Source organism: Propionivibrio pelophilus DSM 12018 (genome assembly GCF_059569095.1).
Window position 1 is genome coordinate 1 of sequence record NZ_JCANUT010000134.1, and the last position, 1,845, is coordinate 1,845.

Below are 1,845 nucleotides of genomic sequence, written 5' to 3' on the forward strand. Positions count from 1 at the left end.
TTGACGGCTTGAGCCGCTGCATCGACCGACGTCTTGTCCCCGATGTTGCAGTGCATTGCAAGGACGGGTTGACCGAACTCGGATTTCACTTTCTCAGAGGCAACCTTCAGGGCAGCTTCATCGATATCAAGCATTACGACCGCCCATCCTTCTTGAGCATATCGGCGTGCTACGGCAAAACCGATCCCGCGAGGCGAGGCACATCCTGTGACAACTGCAGTCCGCTGGACTACTCCGGTTTGAGAATTCATGATGGATCCTTTCATATGTGCGTGTTGAGCGATCTCTCGCTGCAACCTTGGTATTTCAGACAGACATCACTAACAGGCATAAGCGACAAAACGGTTCTCCGACCTCCGGGGGGAAGATCTCTAAGGAAGCGCTGATTTATTGAAGATTCGTCATTCCGGCGAAGGCCGGAATCCAGAAAATTCAACGAACTGGCCCCCGGCCTTCGCCGGGGTGACGAATATTTCAGCGTTTCCCTAACGCGACCTCAGCGTACGACCTGGTCGAGTTCGCCCTTCTTGTAGCGCTCGGCCATCTTGTCGAGCGGGATCGGCTTGATCTTGCTGGCCTGGCCGGCTGCGCCGAACGCTTCGAGGCGGGCGACGACAATCTTGCGCGCCGCTTCGCGCGCCGGCTTCAGGTAGTCGCGCGGGTCGAACTTGCCGGGATTCTCGACCATGTAGCGGCGAATCGCGCCGGTCATTGCCAGACGGATGTCGGTATCGATGTTGACCTTGCGCACGCCGTGCTTGATGCCGGTAACGATTTCCTCGACCGGCACGCCATAGGTTTCCTTCATGTCGCCGCCGAATTCGCGGATTTCGGCGAGCAATTCCTGCGGTACCGAGGACGAGCCGTGCATGACGAGGTGGCAGTTCGGGATGCGCGCGTGGATTTCCTTGATTCGGTCGATGGCGAGGATGTCGCCGGTCGGCTTCTTGGTGAATTTGTAGGCACCGTGGCTGGTGCCGATGGCGATGGCCAGCGCATCGCACTGGGTCTGTTTGACGAAGTCGGCGGCCTGCTCGACGTCAGTGAGCAGTTGCTCGCGGGTCATGTGCCCTTCGGCGCCGTGGCCGTCTTCCTTGTCGCCCTGCATCGTCTCCAGCGAACCGAGCACGCCGAGTTCGGCTTCCACCGAGACGCCGATGGCGTGCGAGAACTCGACGACCTTCTGTGTCGTGGCGACGTTGTATTCGTAGGAGGCGACGGTCTTGCCGTCGGCTTCGAGCGAGCCGTCCATCATCACCGAGGTGAAACCGGAACGGATCGCGGCCATGCAGATGGCCGGCGACTGGCCGTGGTCCTGGTGCATGACGATCGGGAGATTCGGATAGGCTTCCAGCGCGGCGAGGATCTGATGCCGGAGGAACGGCTCGCCGGCGTATTTGCGGGCGCCGGCCGAGGCCTGCATGATCACCGGCGCGTCGAGTTCGGCGGCCGCATCGACGATCGCCCAGACTTGTTCCATGTTGTTGACGTTGAACGCCGGCAGACCGTAACCGTATTCGGCGGCATGGTCGAGCAACTGGCGAAGCGATACGAGAGGCATTGTTTTCTCCTTCCGGATAGTTATTTATTGCTTCCGCATGGTGAAGTATAGAGACTTCGTCATACCGGCGCAGGCCGGTATCCAGTATCGGAGAGCAATCACCGATTGGACTCCGCCTGGACCCCGGCCTTCGCCGGGGTGACGAATCCAGTCGACTACCGTTTCCGTGCCACCAACCGCGCCGTCTTTTCGGCGATCTTTGGCGCGGAGAGCCCGAACTTGTCGAGCGTCTTCAGGTAGGCGCCGCTCTCGGCGAAGGTGTCTTCCAGACCGATCAGTTCGGT

General features: G+C 59.9%; 2 protein-coding genes. Both read right to left on the bottom strand.

Annotated elements, in window-relative coordinates; all coding sequences use genetic code 11:
- Window positions 1-266 (bottom strand): SDR family oxidoreductase (locus BO74_RS21025; RefSeq protein ID WP_496445347.1); only part of this gene is annotated, 266 nt, incomplete at its 3' end.
- Window positions 267-496: 230 nt separating this feature from the next.
- Window positions 497-1,561 carry a class II fructose-bisphosphate aldolase gene (fba, locus tag BO74_RS21030; protein ID WP_496445349.1) on the bottom strand — a complete coding sequence of 355 codons (1,065 nt, stop codon included), beginning with the start codon at window positions 1,559-1,561 and terminating at the stop codon, window positions 497-499.
- Window positions 1,562-1,845: the final 284 nt, after the last annotated feature.

What these genes read in the sequence shown, in the direction of transcription:
- fba (WP_496445349.1), bottom strand. Translation starts at nt 1,561, where the DNA reads ATGCCTCTCGTATCGCTTCGCCAGTTGCTCGACCATGCCGCCGAATAC.